This window comes from Micromonospora sp. PRAS1 (genome assembly GCF_059553435.1).
This window is the reverse complement of sequence record NZ_JCANNB010000037.1, coordinates 13,115-29,862: the sequence shown is the minus strand read 5'-3', so window position 1 is coordinate 29,862 and position 16,748 is coordinate 13,115. Positions and strand designations below refer to the sequence as shown.

19 protein-coding genes are annotated in these 16,748 nt (G+C 73.0%); 11 read left to right on the top strand and 8 right to left on the bottom strand.

Features of this window, described 5'->3' with window-relative positions:
* Positions 1 to 5: 5 nt before the first annotated feature.
* Complete coding sequence (locus tag AC507J_RS26405; RefSeq protein ID WP_496292126.1) at positions 6 to 320, bottom strand: STAS domain-containing protein; 315 nt, start codon at positions 318 to 320, stop codon at positions 6 to 8.
* 94 nt (positions 321 to 414) lie between these two features.
* On the opposite strand from AC507J_RS26405, the gene map reads away from it, so the two are divergent.
* Entirely contained in the window at positions 415 to 1,272 is an 858-nt protein-coding gene (gene map / locus AC507J_RS26400; protein ID WP_496292124.1) for a type I methionyl aminopeptidase, read from the top strand.
* A complete protein-coding gene (locus tag AC507J_RS26395) occupies positions 1,269 to 1,982 on the top strand; it encodes a VIT1/CCC1 transporter family protein (RefSeq protein ID WP_496292122.1) in 714 nt (237 codons plus the stop codon). Before map ends, AC507J_RS26395 begins: the two co-directional genes overlap by 4 nt.
* On the opposite strand, the gene AC507J_RS26390 is transcribed toward AC507J_RS26395, so the two are convergent.
* The 7 genes from AC507J_RS26390 to AC507J_RS26360 all read right to left on the bottom strand — a co-directional run bounded on the left by AC507J_RS26390 (position 1,979) and on the right by AC507J_RS26360 (position 8,406).
* On the bottom strand, positions 1,979 to 2,701 hold the full coding sequence (locus tag AC507J_RS26390) for a nucleotidyltransferase domain-containing protein (RefSeq protein WP_496292120.1): 723 nt from the start codon (positions 2,699 to 2,701) through the stop codon (positions 1,979 to 1,981). The genes AC507J_RS26395 and AC507J_RS26390 overlap by 4 nt on opposite strands.
* Positions 2,702 to 2,837: 136 nt before the next feature.
* The gene (locus tag AC507J_RS26385; RefSeq protein ID WP_496292118.1) at positions 2,838 to 3,329 is read right to left on the bottom strand and encodes a nitroreductase/quinone reductase family protein; all 492 of its coding nucleotides are present in this window, start codon (positions 3,327 to 3,329) and stop codon (positions 2,838 to 2,840) included.
* Between the two features lie 43 nt (positions 3,330 to 3,372).
* Entirely contained in the window at positions 3,373 to 6,087 is a 2,715-nt protein-coding gene (locus tag AC507J_RS26380; protein WP_496292116.1) for an FtsX-like permease family protein, read from the bottom strand.
* Positions 6,084 to 6,839 (bottom strand): ABC transporter ATP-binding protein, encoded by a 756-nt coding sequence (locus AC507J_RS26375; protein ID WP_496292198.1) that lies wholly within the window; start codon positions 6,837 to 6,839, stop codon positions 6,084 to 6,086. The genes AC507J_RS26380 and AC507J_RS26375 overlap by 4 nt, the downstream gene beginning before the upstream one ends.
* Positions 6,840 to 6,883: 44 nt before the next feature.
* Positions 6,884 to 7,465 (bottom strand): PadR family transcriptional regulator, encoded by a 582-nt coding sequence (locus AC507J_RS26370; RefSeq protein WP_496292114.1) that lies wholly within the window; start codon positions 7,463 to 7,465, stop codon positions 6,884 to 6,886.
* A 57-nt stretch (positions 7,466 to 7,522) separates the two neighbouring features.
* Positions 7,523 to 7,966 (bottom strand): ferritin-like domain-containing protein, encoded by a 444-nt coding sequence (locus AC507J_RS26365; protein ID WP_496292112.1) that lies wholly within the window; start codon positions 7,964 to 7,966, stop codon positions 7,523 to 7,525.
* A complete protein-coding gene (locus AC507J_RS26360; protein WP_496292196.1) occupies positions 7,963 to 8,406 on the bottom strand; it encodes a hypothetical protein in 444 nt (147 codons plus the stop codon). The genes AC507J_RS26365 and AC507J_RS26360 overlap by 4 nt, the downstream gene beginning before the upstream one ends.
* Before the next feature lie 222 nt (positions 8,407 to 8,628).
* Here AC507J_RS26360 and rimP point away from each other — a divergent pair, with 222 nt between their 5' ends.
* From rimP to AC507J_RS26315, 9 genes are all read left to right on the top strand, one after another.
* A complete protein-coding gene (gene rimP, locus AC507J_RS26355; RefSeq protein ID WP_496292110.1) occupies positions 8,629 to 9,303 on the top strand; it encodes a ribosome maturation factor RimP in 675 nt (224 codons plus the stop codon).
* Positions 9,300 to 10,343, top strand: a complete 1,044-nt coding sequence (nusA, locus tag AC507J_RS26350) for a transcription termination factor NusA (RefSeq protein ID WP_496292109.1) — start codon at positions 9,300 to 9,302, stop codon at positions 10,341 to 10,343. Before rimP ends, nusA begins: the two co-directional genes overlap by 4 nt.
* Complete coding sequence (locus tag AC507J_RS26345) at positions 10,264 to 10,677, top strand: YlxR family protein (protein ID WP_496292107.1); 414 nt, start codon at positions 10,264 to 10,266, stop codon at positions 10,675 to 10,677. The genes nusA and AC507J_RS26345 overlap by 80 nt, the downstream gene beginning before the upstream one ends.
* A gap of 107 nt (positions 10,678 to 10,784) precedes the next feature.
* On the top strand, positions 10,785 to 13,766 hold the full coding sequence (gene infB / locus AC507J_RS26340; RefSeq protein ID WP_496292105.1) for a translation initiation factor IF-2: 2,982 nt from the start codon (positions 10,785 to 10,787) through the stop codon (positions 13,764 to 13,766).
* A 90-nt stretch (positions 13,767 to 13,856) separates the two neighbouring features.
* Positions 13,857 to 14,150, top strand: coding sequence for a DUF503 domain-containing protein (locus AC507J_RS26335; protein WP_496292104.1), 294 nt, complete (start codon positions 13,857 to 13,859; stop codon positions 14,148 to 14,150).
* 179 nt (positions 14,151 to 14,329) lie between these two features.
* Positions 14,330 to 14,848, top strand: a complete 519-nt coding sequence (gene rbfA, locus AC507J_RS26330) for a 30S ribosome-binding factor RbfA (RefSeq protein WP_496292102.1) — start codon at positions 14,330 to 14,332, stop codon at positions 14,846 to 14,848.
* A 47-nt stretch (positions 14,849 to 14,895) separates the two neighbouring features.
* Complete coding sequence (locus tag AC507J_RS26325; protein ID WP_496292194.1) at positions 14,896 to 15,975, top strand: DHH family phosphoesterase; 1,080 nt, start codon at positions 14,896 to 14,898, stop codon at positions 15,973 to 15,975.
* A 64-nt stretch (positions 15,976 to 16,039) separates the two neighbouring features.
* On the top strand, positions 16,040 to 16,447 hold the full coding sequence (locus AC507J_RS26320; RefSeq protein WP_496292100.1) for a hypothetical protein: 408 nt from the start codon (positions 16,040 to 16,042) through the stop codon (positions 16,445 to 16,447).
* Complete coding sequence (locus tag AC507J_RS26315; RefSeq protein WP_181445169.1) at positions 16,447 to 16,656, top strand: DUF6186 family protein; 210 nt, start codon at positions 16,447 to 16,449, stop codon at positions 16,654 to 16,656. Before AC507J_RS26320 ends, AC507J_RS26315 begins: the two co-directional genes overlap by 1 nt.
* Positions 16,657 to 16,748 lie beyond the last annotated feature (92 nt).

The following is a 16,748-nucleotide window of genomic DNA, read 5'->3' as shown; positions in this document are numbered from 1 at the left end:
GGAGATCACTCTCCGCTCAGCCAGCGCTGCTCGCCCAGACCGGCGATCTCCAGCACCCGGCTGACCTGCCGCGACGGCAGTACCGTAAGCGAATCCGGATAGCGGCCGGCGAGCCGGACCAGCGCGTGGATGGCCGCCGAGTCGAAGAAGGTCACCGCGCGCAGGTCGAGCGTGACCCGGGCGGCCGGCTCGCGCAGCGCGGTCTGGAACATGATGTCGGCGGTCGCCATGTCGACCTCACCGACGACCACCACCCGGAGGTGGTCGCCGTCGATCTCCGCGCTGGCGGAGAAGACGTGAGGTGCACCCCCTTGATCCACGCAGACACCTTGACACAGCGCAAGGGGTGGGGCAACAACCTCCCGCCACGGACGGTGGTGGGAGTCACCCGGCGCTCGGCGATAGGCTTGCGCCATGACCGTCCGTGCGCCGCTGACCCCCGGCACGCTCTCTCCCTGGCGGCCGGTACCGGCCCACATTCCGCGACCGGAGTACGTGGGCAAGAAGGCGCCCCGCCCCTGGCAGGGGTCGCACGTGCAGACTCCGGAGATCATCGAGCGGATGCGCGTGGCGAGCCGGATCGCCGCCCAGGCGGTGCAGCTCGCCGGGGAGCACTGCAAGCCCGGCGTGACCACGGACGAGATCGACCGGGTGGTCCACGAGTTCCTCGTCGACCACGACGCCTACCCGTCGACGCTTGGTTACAAGGGCTTCCCGAAGTCCTGCTGCACCAGCCTCAACGAGGTGATCTGCCACGGCATCCCCGACTCCACCGTGCTGGCCGACGGCGACATCATCAACGTCGACGTCACCGCCTTCATCGGCGGTGTGCACGGCGACACCGACGCCACCTTCTGCGTCGGTGAGGTGAGCGAGGAGGCCCGGCTGCTGGTCGAGCGGACCCACGAGGCCATGATGCGGGGCATCCGGGCGGTCGCCCCGGGCCGGCAGATCAACGTCATCGGCCGGGTCATCGAGTCGTACGCGAAACGCTTCGGTTACGGCGTGGTCCGCGACTTCACCGGCCACGGCATCGGTGAGTCCTTCCACAGCGGGCTCTATGTCCCGCACTACGACAGCCCTCGGCCCACCGACGTGATGGAGCCGGGCATGACCTTCACCATCGAGCCCATGATCACCCTTGGCACCCACCAGTACGACCTGTGGGAGGACGGCTGGACGGTGGTCACCAAGGACCGGAAGTGGACGGCCCAGTTCGAGCACACCGTCCTGGTGACCGAGGACGGCCACGAGATCCTGACCCTGCCGTGACCGAGACCCCTGCCGCGCTCCGGGAGTCGCACCACGCGGACGTCAGTGGCGGCTGGCTGCGGCCCGCCGTCTTCGGCGCGATGGACGGCCTGGTCACCAACATCGCCCTCATCGCGGGGGTCGGCGGTGGCGGCGTCTCACCGCGCAACATTGTGCTGACCGGCAGCGCCGGCCTGGTCGCCGGCGCCATCTCGATGGCGCTCGGCGAGTACACAAGCGTCCGCTCGGCCAACGAGCAGATCGCCGCCGAGGTGGCCAAGGAACGGCGCGAGCTGGAGCGGCACCCGGAGGCCGAGGCCCGGGAGCTGGCCGAGATCTGGATCGCCCGGGGCCTGCCGCCGGATCTGGCCACCCAGGTCGCCGAGGCGATCCGCGAGAATCCGGAGCAGGCGCTGCGGGTGCACGTCCAGGAGGAACTGGGCGTCAACCCGGACGAGCAGCCCAATCCGTGGACGGCGGCGATCTCCTCGTTCCTCTGCTTCTCCGTCGGCGCGCTGGTGCCGCTGCTGCCGTACCTGTTCGGCGCGACCAGCCTGGTCCTGGCCCTGCTGGTGGGCGGGCTCGGGCTCTTCATCGCCGGCGCGGTCGTCGCCCGGTTCACCAACCGCCCCTGGTGGCGCGCCGGCCTGCGTCAGCTGCTCATGGGCGCTGCCGCCGCAGCGGCCACCTACGTGATCGGCGCACTGATCGGCGTCCAGGGCGCCCTCTAAGGGGGAGTCAGCAGGTCCTGGATGGTGCCGTCCACGGGGTGGCCCCGGGCGGCCAGCTCGGTCGACTGGCGGGTCAGGACCTCGCCCACCTCGGTCATGTCGGCGCCGGCCAGGCCGGTACGGCGCACGGCGTCACCCGGGTCGCGGAAGTAGGTGCGGGTGAGCAGGCCGTTGACGGTCGCGGCGGCCAGCCGGGCCTTGCCGAGCATCAACAGCGCCTGATCCGTCTCGTACCACTCGGCGAGCCGGGCGGCCCGCGCGTGCGCGGCGCTGCCCCGGTACCACGCGGTCCGGGCGGCCGCGGTGAACTCCGCCGGGCGGGCCTGGGCCAACCGGCCGAGGTGCTCGTCACGTAGGGTCCGCAGCCAGCCGGTCGGGTCGTGCAGCGCCCGGGTGGTCAGGTAACGGTCGGCGGTCAGCGGCCACCGCGAGGTCAGCTGCCGGGCCTGGCGCAGCCGCTCCTCGGCCGCGACCACGGTCAGGCTGACCAGTACGCGGTCCACCCGGCGGGTCGTCGAGGCCGGTCCCGTGTCGGGCCGGTAGGTGACCACCAGCAGCCCGACCTCGCCGTCGCCACCCCCGTCGTCGTCGCCGTGGGCCAGCGGACCGTGCACGGCCAGCGCGAGCACGTCGGCCGGGAAGCGCCGCCGGGCCGCCCCGGCGATCCGCTCGGCCACCACCCAGCGCGGATCGTCCCGGTGTTCCTGGACATCGTCCACGCCGACCACCCCGCGATCGCGTCACCGTCGCCCGCCGTCGCCATCGGCGACGGCCCGGTCACCGCAACCCTAGTGCCGCCGCCCCGAAGGACCGGGCTGCCGGTGCGGCCGGGCGTGCCGGGCACGCCCGGTGCCGCTAGCCAGGGGAAACCGGCGTGCCGGGCGCCTCCGGCACCAGACGGAAGATCCGGATCTCGCGACCGCCGGCCCGTTCGACGTACGCCTCGTAGGCCGGCCACTCGGCCACCAGCAACCGCCACAGCCGCTCGCGTTCGGCGCCGGTCGCCACCTCGGCGCGTACCGGCAACCGGCGCCCCGCCACGTCGACCTGCGCGCTCGGCCGCGCCAGCAGGTTGAGCGACCAGGCCGGCTGGTGCTGCTGACCCCAGTTCGAATCGACCACCACGTACGCCTCGCCGTCCGGCACGTACAACAACGGGTTGCTGCGGGGCTGACCGGACCGCCGGCCGGTCGTGGTGATCACCAGGGACGGGACGAGCCCGAGCGCCACCACCCGACCTCGGGTCAGCCGCCCGACGACCCGGTCGACCGGGACCAGCAGGCGCATGGCGGCGCCGAACCAGCGATAGCGACCGAGGCGGCGGGTGAGGGTTCCCAGTACGGACATCCGGACATTCTGTCTCCCGGTTCGGCGGCGCGGCACCGGCCGATCAGTCCAGGCGGCGTTCCACCGGAAGCCGGGAACGGGTGAACAGCGCCGCCCCCAGCATCGCCACCAACGGCACCACGACCAGTACGCCGAGCACGGGCCAGGGCATCACCAGCGGGTACGACGGTTCGATCGGCCAGCGCTCGGCGTACCGCTGGTTGGTGAAGCTCAGGATGATCACCGCTGCGGTGAGGCCCGCGACGATCCCCAGCGCCGAGCCGAGCACGGCGATCACGCCGGCCTGACAGAGCGAGAGCAGCCGGCGTACGCCCGGACTGGCGCCGACGGCGGCGAGGGTGGCGAGGTCGGTCCGCCCCTCCGCTGCGGCGAGGCCGGTGGCGATGCCCGCGGCACCCACGGTGACCACCGCGGACACCCCGGCGAGCAGGAGCAGCAGCGGGACGGTGTCGCTGAGCCCCCGATCGTCGCGCAGTTCCAGGGTCAGCGTGCCGAGCGGGCGGGTCACGGCGGCGAACTCCTCCGTCCGCTCCACGCCCGGCAACTGGTCGACGTCGAGCGCCCAACCGGTGTGCCTGGCGACGAGGCCGAGCTGCTCGGCCGTGGCCGGGGAGAGCAGCAGCCACCTGATCCCCGGCTCGGTGTCCAGGACGTGGCCGGGTACGAGCACGGTCGCCGTGGGCGGCTCCTCGACATCGCGCTGAACGTCGATCCTGACCTGCCCGTCCACCAGGTAGCGGGGGTCCGTCAGCACCGCCCCGCCGGCGCGCAGGATGGCGGTGGCGGCGGCGACGTCCTCGGGCGCCGCGCCGGTGAGGATCGGGAGAGCCGACCCGTCGTCCACCACCGTCCGGGGGTAGTCGTATTGGTCGAGCGTCGTCCCCTGACAGCGGGCGTCGGCGCGGGCACGGCGTTGCTCCGCCTCGCTGAGCGGCTCGTGCGCTTGCCACGGGCAGGCCCGTTCGGTGGGCAGCACCGGGTTGACCAGGCAGGCATCGGAACCCGGCCGGCAACCGGGGGTCAGCATCGGGGCGATCGACCTGGCGCCGAGGTACTGCCGGGCCGGGCCGGCGATTTCGGTGCGGGTGGGCACCTCCGCGTCGGGTGGCCCGCTGACCGTGATCAGCACGCTGTGGTCCGGTAGCCCAGGCCGGTAGAGCTCGTCGCTGCGGGCCTGCTCGCTGGCGAGCATGAGCCCGAGGGCGACGCTGGCGGCCACCGCGGCCATCACTGCGGAGATGGCCGGCGCCGCCGAGGAGCGGTTGCGACTGGCGTCGCGTACGGCGATGCGGGGCGCCAGCGGGAGGACCCGGCCGAGCCGGGCCAGCAGCCCCACAAGCGTCGGGGTGGCGCAGACCAGTCCGAGTTCGCCCATGACCAGCCCGGCGAGGATGACCGACTGCGAGGTCACCACCGCGCCGAGGGCGGCCACGCCGGCTCCGCAGGCGGCCAGCAGCACGCCGGTGACCAGCCACCGTCGGGAGTGCCGGGGTGGGGTGCGCCGGCCGGCGAGCCCGGCCACCACGTCCTGCCGGGCGGCCGTCCACGCCGGTGCGAGGGCGGCCAGCACCCCGGCGAGCACCGCGACCAGCGCGATCACGATCAGGGCCGCCAGCCAGACGCGGTACCCGCCGAAGCGATGCTGGAAGACGTACTCCTCGACCAGTGGGCGACCGGCGAAAGCCGCCGCCACCCCGAGCGCGATACCGGTAAGCGCGCCGACGCAGCCCAGCACCACGCCGTCGGCGAGCACCACCCGGCGCAGCTGTGCGGCGTCACCGCCGGCCACCGCGACCAGCGCGAGTTCCCGCCGCCGCCGCCGTACGCCGACCGCGAAGGCCGGCCCGACCAGCAGCACCACCTCCAGCAGGCCGAGCCCGGCGATCAGCACCCCGGTGCCGATCCCCTCCACGTCCAACCCGCCCGGACCGGTGTTGTTGATCATCGAGTTGGTCGGGCCGGGCACCCGGGCGGTGACCACGATGCCGTTGCGGTTGAGGTGCCCGAAAAGCTCGTCGGTGATCGGGCCGGGCAGGTCGACCAGATAAACAACCTCGGCATAGTCCTCGGGTGGGGGAGCCGAGGCGGGGTGCAGGATCACCGCCGGGGCCAGGTACTCGGGTAGTTCGACCACTCCGACGACGGTCCGGCCGGGGACGCCGTCCGCCGCGGTGATCCGCTCGCCGATCTCGACGTCCAGCCCGCGCCGGGCGGCCGGGTTCACCGCGATCTCGTCGGCCGCGACCGGCACCCGACCGGCGTGGATTCGGGCGAGATCGCGCCCGAGCGGGTCGGTGAGGTCGACCACGGTGGCCGAGATGTCGTTGCGGAACCGGTTGCCGTCCCGGGCGGTGAACGACACCCAGCGCCGCACCGGCAGGATCCGGCTGCCCGCAGGCAGCAGCGCACTGACCTCGGCCACGTTCACCTGTTCCGGGGCGAGTTTGCTGTCGTCGCTGTTCCAGCCGCCACCGTCGGCGGCCTGCCACACGGGGCCCTGGGACACCACCCGAAGCTCCGCGTCGGCGCTGCCGAGACGGCGGTCCAGCTCCTCGTCCGGCGTCAGCTGGGACATCTCCAAGCTGACCGCGACGAAGGTGAGCGCCAGCACCGGCAGGATGATCATCGCCAGCACCAGGGCGGTACGCCCCCGGGCCCGCCGCGCTTCCCGGCGGGCGATGCGCAGCGCCGCCCGCCACGATCCGACGGCCTCGGCCAGCCGTGCCCGCTGCGGTCCCCGGTGTGCCGTGCCGGTCACCGGCCGCTGCCGGCGAGCAGGGCCTCGACGCCGGCCAACGGGGCGGTCGAGTCGACGGCCACGCCGTCGCGCAGGAACACCACCCGGTCCGCCCAGCCGGCGTGGCGGGCCTCGTGGGTGACCAGCACCCCGGCAGCCCCCGCGTCCACCCGGCGGCGCAGCAGGCGCAGCACCGCCTCGCCGGTCTGCGAGTCCAACGCACCGGTCGGCTCGTCGGCCAGCACCAGGCGACGCTCGCCGACAAGCGCCCGGGCGATCGCGACGCGCTGCTGCTGGCCGCCGGAGAGCTGGTCCGGGAACCGGTCACCCAGCTCCGCCAGGCCCACCTCGGTAAGCGCGTCCTGCGCGAGCCGGCGGGCCCGACGCACCCCAGCGCCGTCGAGTTCGAGGGGAAGCGCGACGTTCTCCATGGCGGTGAGCCCGCCGATGAGGTTGAGCTGCTGGAAGATGTAGCCGATCCGGCGGCGGCGCAGCCGGGCCAGCTCGTTGCGGTTCAGCGAGTGCAGCGGCTGCCCCTCGACGTACACCTCGCCGCTGGTCGGGCTGTCCAGCCCGCCAGCCAGGGTGAGCAGGGTCGACTTGCCGGAGCCGGAGGGGCCCATCACCGCGACCAGCTCGCCGGGACGGACGACCAGGCTGACCCCGCGCAGGGCGTGTACGGCGGCCGGACCGCTGCCGTGGGTGCGATGCACGTCACGCAGGTCGAGCACGGCGTCAGCCGGCGGACCGGCGGGGTTGCCGACGTCGGTCACAGCGGCCGGATCGGGCGCGGCCGGTGCCGTTCCATTGACCGCACTCACCGTCGGGCCTCCTCACCACTGTGGCCCACCGCCTCAGAGCTGGACGACGGGCCGGGGGCCGGGGGGCGATGTCGCACCAGGCTGGTCTCGCAGTGGTCGAGCCAGCGCACCTCCGCCTCCGCCTGGAACATCATCGCGTCCAGTACCAACCGCCAGGGCAGGTCCTCGGGGCGGTCGCTGGCGTACTTCAACCGGGTCAACTCCTGCAACGCGCGCATGGTCGCGGTGCGTTGATTCTGCACCACCGTGCGGACGTCGACCCCGGGTGTGGTCAGCGCCAACGCCAGCTTGATCGCCAACTCGTCGCGGGGACGGTCGGTCCGGCTGATCGGAGTGGCGAACCAGAGCGCCAGGTCCGCCCGCCCGGCGTCGGTGATCTCGTACGGCCGCTGCCCGGCCTCGCTCTCCGGCAGCGAGCGCACCAGCCCGTCCCGTTCCAACCGGGACAGCGTGGTGTAGACCTGCCCGATGTTCAGCGGCCAGGTCGAGCCGGTCGACTCCTCGAACGCGGCCCGCAACTGGTAGCCGTACATCTGCCCGCGTTCGAGCAGGGCGAGCAGGCCGTGGCGGATGGACATGGAACCGGAGTATGCATACCTGGTATGGCATCCGCAACCGGGGCGGTGGGCCGGGGGTTATCCCGGGCGGCCGGGAAAGGCCACGGTGAGCGGGGTGATACCGGCGCTGCGCCGCCAACGGGTCGCCCGCACCGCGTACTCGACCAGGGCGGCCAGGGCCCGGTCGCGCTCGGCGCCGGTGCTGGTCGGCAGCACCGCCCGCCAGAACGCCGCCGCGCGCTCCTCCACCTGAACGGCCAGCCGCAGCGCGCTGTCCCGGTCGGTCACCGGGAAGGGCAGCGCGTAACCGGCCCGGTCCGGCGGGACGGCGCCACCACCGGTGCTCAACTGCACCACCAGGGCGTCCCGTCGGCTCCGGTGCGCCGCCTCCGCCGTGACGGCGGCCTTGCGGTCGGCGCCGGAGAGGCGTACCCCGATCGGGCCGTAGGCCCAGATGGCTGCGTATTCGGCGGTCAACGCCCCGGCGAGCGCCTCGCCGGGTTCGGTCGGTGCGGTAGTCACTTCAGCGCCTCCAGGTGGCTGGCGCGCGCCGCGGTGATCGAGCCGAGCAGCGCGACCCGGTCGGCGGGCGCCTCGACGCAGGCCTTCGACGCCGCGTCCCGGCCGGCCCGCTCGGCCTGCCGCAGCGCGGTCAGCGTGGCGGTCGGGTCGGTCGACGGTGATCCGGCGGGGGTGGCCGGCTCGGACGGCATCGCGGTGCCGGTCACCCGGGCGAGTTCCGCGGCGTGCGCCTCGTGCGTCTCGGCCAGCGGGGCGAGTCGGCCGGCCAGGTCGGGGTGGGCCTCGGCCGCCGCCCGCAGTCCGGCCGCGAGCCGCAGCGCCTCGTCGATCATCGGAGCGAGCGGGTCGGGTCTCGGGGGTTCGTCGCGGTCCAGGAGACCGCAGCCGGTCAGCGGCGCGGTGGCACCCCCGAGCGCCAGCAGCGCACCGGCCCCCAGCACCACGCGTCGGGAAAGCTCCGTCGTCCCGTTCCGGCGAGTCGTTCTGCCCATCACCACCGGACAAGTCAACACCATCGCCACGGCCCGTGTCCGGCGGTGGCGTCGGTGCGCCGCCGGGGCCGTCCCCGGGCGGGCGCGTTACGCTCTGCGCAGCCACCGGCGCGCCCGCACCGGTGGCGTGCCGGCATGGCGGCCGGCGACCAGCGGAAGGGTCTGACGGAGATGACGCAGCGTGGCCGTGCCACCAGAACGACGGGGCGATCCCGCGGCGGCCCGGCTCCGCGAGGTCAGGTTTCCCGTGGCCAGGCGCCGCGTGGTGAGCTGAGCGCCCGCCGCGAGCGGCTGCGCGCGGTGATCGCCCCGGTGGTGGAGGGCGCCGGTTACGACCTGGAGGACCTCTCCGTGTCCCGGGCCGGTCGCCGGCACGTGGTACGCGTGATCGTCGATGCCGACGGCGGGATCAACCTGGACGCGGTGGCCGATGTCTCGCGGGCGGTGTCGGCGGCGCTGGACGCCGCCGAGGCAGGCGGCGGCGACATCGTGGCGGGGGAGTACCAGCTGGAGGTCAGCTCCCCGGGAGTGGACCGGCCGCTGACCCTGCCCCGACACTGGCGACGCAACGTCGGCCGGCTGGTCCGGGTGACGGTCCGGGGTGCGGGAGCACCGGCCGGGCCGCAGGATGCGCGACCGGTGGGCGACCGGCAGGTCACCGGGCGGGTGGTCGCCGCCGATGACGAGCACGTGGTGCTGGAGACCGAGACCGGGCGTACGGAGTCGACCTACGCGGATCTCGGTCCGGGCCGGGTGCAGGTCGAATTCAGCCGGCTCGACGAGCTGCCCGATTCAGAAGACGTCGACGACGATGACGATGACGATGTGGAGGACGAGGAGAGGTGAACATCGACCTCGCGGCGCTGCGCGCACTGGAGCGCGAGCGGGAGATCCCGTTCGACACGATCCTCGCGGCGATCGAGACCGCGCTGCTGACCGCGTACCGGCACACCGAGGGTGCCCAACCGCACGCCCGGGTGGAGATTGACCGCAAGAGTGGCGGAGCCCTGGTCTACGCCCAGGAGGTGGATGAGGAGGGCACCGTCGTGCGGGAGTGGGACGACACTCCGCACGACTTCGGCCGGATCGCGGCCATGACCGCCAAGCAGGTGATTCTCCAGCGGCTGCGGGAGGCCACCGACGAGGTGCACTTCGGCGAGTACGTCGGCCGCGACGGTGACCTGGTGACCGGGGTGGTCCAGGCGCACGAGGCGCGGGCGGAGAAGGGCATCGTCACCGTCGATCTCGGCAAGCTGGAGGGTGTGCTGCCGCAGTCCGAGCAGGTGCCCGGCGAGCGGTACACCCACGGTGAGCGGATCCGTTGCGTTGTGGTGCACGTGGCCAAGGGAATGCGTGGTCCGCAGATCACGTTGTCCCGTACGCATCCCAACCTGGTGAAGAAGCTCTTCGCCCTGGAGGTGCCGGAGATCGCCGACGGCACGGTCGAGATCAGTGCGATCGCGCGTGAGGCAGGTCACCGTACGAAGATCGCGGTGCGTTCCGCCGCGCCCGGCGTCAACGCCAAGGGTGCCTGCATCGGTCCGATGGGACAGCGGGTCCGGGCGGTGATGAGCGAGTTGCACGGGGAGAAAATCGACATCATCGACTGGTCGGACGATCCGGCGACCTTCGTCGGAAACGCCCTCTCCCCGGCCAAGGCGCTCCGGGTGGAGGTGGTCGATCTGGCCGCCCGGGCGGCTCGGGTGACGGTTCCGGACTTCCAGTTGTCGCTGGCAATCGGGCGGGAAGGGCAGAATGCCCGGCTTGCCGCCCGGCTGACCGGTTGGCGGATCGACATCCGGTCGGATGCGGAACAGTCGGCTTCCGCCGCCCAGCCGGGACCTGATCAGGTCCGGGAACCGGGCGGCGCGGTCTCGGGCAGCTAGGGGTAGACTTCCAGCAGTGGCACGACGCGCGCGGCCGGAGCGCACCTGTGTGGGTTGCCGACGGCGTGTGCCGGCCAGTGAACTACTGCGGATCGTCGCGGTCGAGGACGAGGCTGGCTTCAGCCTCCGACCCGATCCGGCCCGCAGACTGCCGGGTCGGGGAGCGAACATGCACCCGGATCCGGCCTGCTTCGCGCAGGCGGTGCGGCGTCGTGCCTTCGGGCGTGCGTTGCGCCTCGCCGGGGCTCCGGATGACGGGGTCCTCGCGGAATACCTGACGCGCCAACCAACCACGTCCGGTCATCCGACCGGGTGTGGGTCGCTAGCAAGGTAGGACGACCGACATGAGCACACGATGAAGTCCCAGAAATGACCAGGCTTCAAGTGCACGAGTGAGGTCGCTGCGGGTGCTGCCCGCACGACCTCGGAGTGAGGAGTGCAGTGGCAGGCAAGGCCCGCGTACACGAGCTTGCGAAAGAGCTCGGGGTCGAAAGCAAGACCGTTCTCGCCAAGCTGAAGGAAATGGGCGAGTTCGTGAAGTCCGCATCGAGCACCGTCGAGGCGCCGGTCGCCCGGCGGCTGCGCAGCGCGTTCGTCGCCTCCGGCGGCGGCTCGGGTGCACCGGCGGCTGCGCCGTCGGCCGCGCCGGCACCGTCGGCAGTACCGACCCCACCGCCGACCCCGGGCGAGCCCCGGATCACCGCCAAGCCGACGCCGCCCCGGCGTCCGGCGGTGCCCGGGCCGAAACCGAAGGCCCCGGTGCCCGGTCCGCCGCCCCCGGCGGCCCCGGTCGCCAAGCCGGCGAGTGCCCACGACATCGAGGTGGCCGCCGCTGAGGCGCGTGCCGCCGCGCTGAAGGCTGAGCAGGAGGCTGCGGTCAAGGCCGCCCAGGCCGCCCGCCAGCAGCAGCGCGAGAACGTCCGCCGGGAGCCCCCGGCCGAGGGCGGCGCCCGTCCGGGTCCCCGTCCGGGTCCCGGCACCATGCCGCCCCGCCCGGGTTCCCCGGCCGCGGGCCGGTCCGGCGGACCCAACCCCGGTCCGGGTGGCCGGCAGGGCCGTCCGCCGGCGCGGGGCGCCGGTAACAACCCGTTCGGCATCCAGGGCAGCCAGCAGCAGCGGCCGCCGGCCGCCGGTGCCGGCGGTCCCCGGCCGAGCCCGGCCTCGATGCCGCCGCGGCCCAGTCCCGCGTCGATGCCGCCGCGGCCGAGCCCGGCCTCGATGCCGAGCCAGCGGCCCGGCCGCCCCGGTGGTCCGGGTGCTGGTCGTCCCGGTGGCGGCGCCGGTCGTCCCGGTGGCGGCGGTGGCGGTGGCGGTGGCTACCGTGGCGGCCCCGGTGGTGGCGGTGGCGGTGGCTACCGTGGCGGCCCCGGCGGCGGCGGTGGCGGCGGTGGCGGTTACCGTGGCGGCCCCGGTGGCGGCGGCGGTGGCTTCCGTCCGGGTGCGCCGGCCGGTGGCGGCGGGCGTCCGGGTGGCGGCGGTCGCGGCCGTGGCGGCGGTGCCGCCGGTGCCTTCGGGCGTCCGGGTGGCAAGCCGACCCGTGGTCGCAAGTCCAAGAAGCAGCGCAGACAGGAGTTCGACAACCTGTCGGCCCCGACCATGAGCTCGGGTGCTCCCCGGGGTCAGGGGCAGACGGTCCGGCTCTCCCGCGGCGCCTCGCTGTCGGACTTCGCCGACAAGATCAACGCCAACCCGGGTTCGCTGGTCCAGGAGATGTTCAACCTGGGCGAGATGGTCACCGCGACCCAGTCCTGCTCTGACGACACCCTGCTGCTGCTGGGTGAGCACCTTGGCTTCAACGTGCAGATCGTCAGCCCGGAGGACGAGGACCGCGAGCTGCTCGCGCAGTTCAACATCGACCTCGACGCCGAGGTGGCGGAGGACCGCCTGGTCAGCCGGGCACCGGTGGTGACCGTCATGGGTCACGTCGACCACGGTAAGACCAAGCTGCTCGACGCGATCCGCAAGGCGAACGTCGTGGCCGGCGAGGCCGGTGGCATCACCCAGCACATCGGTGCCTACCAGGTCCACGTCCCGCACGAGGGCGAAGACCGGGCGGTGACCTTCATCGACACCCCGGGTCACGAGGCGTTCACCGCCATGCGTGCCCGTGGTGCGCAGGTCACCGACATCGTGATCCTGGTGGTGGCGGCCGACGACGGCGTGATGCCGCAGACCATCGAGGCGCTCAACCACGCCAAGGCGGCGGAAGTGCCGATCGTGGTCGCGGTCAACAAGGTCGACAAGCCGGAGGCCAACCCGGACAAGGTCCGCCAGCAGCTGACCGAGTACGGCCTGGTCGCCGAGGAGTACGGCGGCGAGACCATGTTCGTCAACGTGGCCGCGAAGCCCGGCATCGGCATCGAGGATCTCCTCGAAGCGGTGCTGCTCACCGCCGACGCGTCGCTGGAGCTGACCGCTCCGATCGACGGGCCGGCGCAGGGTGTGGCCATCGAGGCGCACCTGGACAAGGGCCGCGGTGCGGTGGCGACCGTGCTGGTGCAGAAGGGCACCCTGCGGGCGGGCGACTCGATCGTCGCCGGTGGGGCGCACGGCCGGGTCCGGGCGATGCTCGACGAGAACGGCAACCAGGTCACCGAGGCCGGACCGGCGCGTCCGGTAATGGTTCTCGGTCTGACCGCGGTGCCGGGCGCGGGCGACACCTTCCTCGCCGCGGCGGACGACCGCACGGTGCGGCAGATCGCCGAGCAGCGCCAGGCACGGCGGCGGGCGGCGGCGTTCGCCAACTCCCGTGGCCGGGCCACCCTCGAGACGCTCATGGAGCAGCTCAAGGAGGGCGAGAAGACGTCGCTCAACCTCATCCTCAAGGGCGATGTCTCCGGTTCGGTGGAGGCCCTGGAGGACGCGCTGTTCAACCTCGACATTCCCGAGGAGGTCCAGCTCAAGGTCCTCGACCGGGGCGTCGGTGCGATCACCGAGAGCAACGTCATGCTCGCCAGCGCCTCGTCCGAGCCGGTCACGATCATCGGCTTCAACGTGCGGGCCTCGAACAAGGTCCGCGAGATGGCCGACCGCGAGGGCGTGGAGATCCGGTACTACACCGTCATCTACCAGGCCATCGAGGAGATCGAGGCGGCGCTCAAGGGCCTGCTCAAGCCGGAGTACGAGGAGGTCGAGCTGGGCAGCGCGGAGGTCCGCGAGGTCTTCCGTTCGTCCAAGATCGGCAACATCTCCGGTTGCATCGTCCGGTCGGGCATCATCCGGCGCAACGCGAAGGCGCGCCTGCTGCGCGACGGCACGGTCGTGGCGGACAACCTCACGATCAGCTCGCTCAAGCGGTTCAAGGACGACGCGACGGAGGTCCGCGAGGGCTTCGAGTGTGGTCTGACCCTGGGTGGTTACAACAACGTCCAGGTCGGCGACGTCATCGAGACCTTCGAGATGCGGGAGAAGGTTCGCGCCTGATCCCGTGCTGAGGCACCGATCAAGGGGTTTACGCCGACCGGCGTAAACCCCTTGATCGCCTGGGGCGGGTTGCGGGTAGTGTCCGCAGCGATGTACACCGCAACCGCAGTATTCGACCTGCTGCTGCCGGGCGACTCCCGGTCGCTGAAGGCCAAGAGATCATATGTCCGGCCGATCGTGGCGGCGCTGCGCCGCTTCGAGGTCTCGGTCGCCGAGGTGGGCGCGCTCGACCTGCACGGGCGGGCGGAGCTGGGCGTGGCCGTCGTGGCCGCTGAGGCGGCGCACGCCCGTGAGGTCCTCGACTCCTGCGAGCGTCTGGTGGCCGGGCGGCCGGAGATCGAACTGCTCTCGGTGCGCCGCCGGCTCTACGGCGAGGACGACTGACTGCGACGAGGTCGGCACCGCCCGGTCGGGGCCCGCGACGGACCGGCAGGTACCCCGGCCGGCCGCGCACGGCGAGGTCCGGCGCGGGTAGGGTTCGGGGTGTTGAGGCCCGGCCGGCTCCGGTGACGTCGCCGTCGCCGGTCCCGGCGGGTAGCGGGACGCCCGTGGAGGTGACGGAGATGACGGATCCGGCCAAGGTACGCCGGCACGCGGAGCGGGTGCGGGAGCTGGTCGCCTCGGTGGTGCGGAGCCAGATCAAAGATCCTCGGCTCGGCATGATCACCATCACCGATGCCCGGATCACCGCCGACCTGCGCGACGCCACGGTGTTCTACACCGTGCTCGGCGACGCGGCGGCCCAGGCGGGCACCGCCGCCGCGCTGGACAGCGCCAAGGGCATGCTGCGCAGCACGGTCGGCAAGGCCCTCGGCCTGCGCCACTCGCCGACCCTGACCTTCGTCCTGGACGACGTGCAGGATCAGGTCAAGCACATCGACGACCTGCTCGCCGCGGCCCGCACCGCCGACGCCGAGGTGCAGCGACTCGCCGCCAAGGCCGAGTACGCCGGGGAGGCCCAGCCGTACCGGCTGGAGGAGGCCGACGAGGCACTGGACGCCGACGCCGACGATGCCGGGGCTGACGCCGACGCCGACGCCCGGGGCGACGCCGCCGATGCCCGGGGCGGGGAGCGGCGGTGACCGCCTCCACCGGCGGCGCCCTGACCGAGGCGGATCCGACCGTGACGCTGCCCGGGCCGGCCCGGGGCGGTGCCCCCGAACCGGCTGGCCCGGTGGCGGGCGGGCCCACCGAGGACGACTGGGCCGCGGCGGTGGCGGCCGTGCGCCGGCTGCCCTCCGACGGCCGGGTACTGCTGATCTGTCACGTCAACCCCGACGGGGACGCGCTCGGCAGCATGCTGGGCTTCGGGCTCGGGCTGCGCCGGCTCGGCGTACGCCAGCTCCAGGCGACCTTCCCCGGCCCGCCGGAGGTACCCGAGCCGTTCCGTGGCCTGCCCGGCCTGGAGTTGCTGGTGCCGGCGGCCGAGGCCGATCCGGAGCCGGATCTGGTCATCTGCTTCGACGCGGCGAGTGACTCGCGGCTCGGTGAGTTGGCCGACCGGCTGGCCGGCCCGGGAGTCGCGCTGGTGCTTGACCATCACGCCTCCAACACCGGCTTCGGCAACGTCAACCTGGTCGACCCGGCCGCGGCGGCGACCTCCGTGGTGGCCGAGGAGCTGCTGGTCCGGCTCGGAGTGGCGCTGGATGCCAGCATCGCCGAGTGTCTGTACGTGGCGCTGAGCACGGACACCGGCTCGTTCCGGTTCGACGCCACCACCCCGGCGGTGCACGAGATGGCGGCCCGCCTGCTGGCCACCGGGATCCGCCCGGGCGAGATCTCCCGGCGGGTCTTCGACAGCCGCCCGTTCGGGGCGGTACGCCTCTTCGGCGAGGTGCTGAGCCGGGCCCGCCTGGAGCCCGAGGCCGCCGCCGGGCAGGGCCTGGTGTGGACGTACGCGACCCTGGACGACCTGGCCCGGCACGAGCAGCGGCCGTACGTGCTGGAGGCCCTTATCGACCCGGTGCGGTGCACCGCGGAGGCCGATGTGAGCTGTGTCGTCAAGCAGACCGGGCCGCAGGAGTGGGCGGTTTCGCTGCGCAGCAAGGGTGCGACGGACGTCAGCCGGGTGGCCGTCGCGTTGGGTGGGGGCGGGCATCGGCTCGCCGCCGGGTTCACCGGCCGGGGCAGCGTCGATGAGGTGATCGAGCGGATCCGGGCCGAGTTGGCGGTGCCCGCGTCGAAAGGTGGCGCCGATCGACCGGCCTGATCTCAGGGTCGGCTCCGGGCATGTTGGCATTTCCGTGCCGGGACAGGACAGGGACAATCGGATGATGGAGCAGCCCCACGACCTCGCCGTCGAGGCACCCCGCACCTGGGAGCGTCCGGTTGTCTGCGTACCGGTCCTCGTCGCCCTCTCACTGGTCGGCGGACGCTTCCCGTCCTTCTCCACCGAGGCGAATCTCTACGTCTTCGGCGCCGGTGGGGTGCTCATCTGGCTCGGCCTGAGCAACCGGGTGCCGCGTCGCCCGGCACCCCGTCGGTTGAGTTCGGGTGCGGTCTGGTGGACGGTTCCGGTGCTGGTCTTCGGGATCTTCGAGGGGGCGACCTTCGTGGCGGCGGCCGGTGACGACTTCCCCACCTTCTCCCGGCTGGCCGACCCGCTGCTGGAGGACCGGCTGGTCCGCTCCGCCGCCTGGCTGGTGTGGCTGTCGGCGTTCTGGGGGTTGGTGCGGCGGTGATGCGGGCACTGGCGATCGGCGGTTTCCTGGTCGGGCTGGCATTGTTCGGTCTGGTCGAGTGGTTGGCCCGGCGGGAGGGCTCGCGGATCCCGACCCTGGGCGAGGTCTGCGCCTACGTGATGCGCTACGAGGTGGGCCCGGTGCCGGTCGGGCGGATCGGCCTGTTCGGCTTCTGGTGGTGGGTGGGCTGGCACTTCCTGGCCCGCTGACTGCCCGGCGTGCCGCTCCGCTGACTGCCCGGTGACCGGTCCGCTGACTGTCGAGTGACCGGGTCTCCGCGCGCCTGTTTGTCGGTTTCCGC

Excerpts from the sequence above, each read along its gene's own strand:
- map (WP_496292124.1), top strand. The coding sequence starts at position 415 with ATGACCGTCCGTGCGCCGCTGACCCCCGGCACGCTCTCTCCCTGGCGG.
- AC507J_RS26385 (WP_496292118.1), bottom strand. The coding sequence starts at position 3,329 with ATGTCCGTACTGGGAACCCTCACCCGCCGCCTCGGTCGCTATCGCTGG.
- AC507J_RS26370 (WP_496292114.1), bottom strand. The coding sequence starts at position 7,465 with ATGTCCATCCGCCACGGCCTGCTCGCCCTGCTCGAACGCGGGCAGATG.
- rimP (WP_496292110.1), top strand. The coding sequence starts at position 8,629 with ATGACGCAGCGTGGCCGTGCCACCAGAACGACGGGGCGATCCCGCGGC.
- AC507J_RS26345 (WP_496292107.1), top strand. The coding sequence starts at position 10,264 with ATGCGGAACAGTCGGCTTCCGCCGCCCAGCCGGGACCTGATCAGGTCC.
- AC507J_RS26335 (WP_496292104.1), top strand. The coding sequence starts at position 13,857 with ATGTACACCGCAACCGCAGTATTCGACCTGCTGCTGCCGGGCGACTCC.
- rbfA (WP_496292102.1), top strand. The coding sequence starts at position 14,330 with ATGACGGATCCGGCCAAGGTACGCCGGCACGCGGAGCGGGTGCGGGAG.
- AC507J_RS26320 (WP_496292100.1), top strand. The coding sequence starts at position 16,040 with ATGGAGCAGCCCCACGACCTCGCCGTCGAGGCACCCCGCACCTGGGAG.
- AC507J_RS26315 (WP_181445169.1), top strand. The coding sequence starts at position 16,447 with ATGCGGGCACTGGCGATCGGCGGTTTCCTGGTCGGGCTGGCATTGTTC.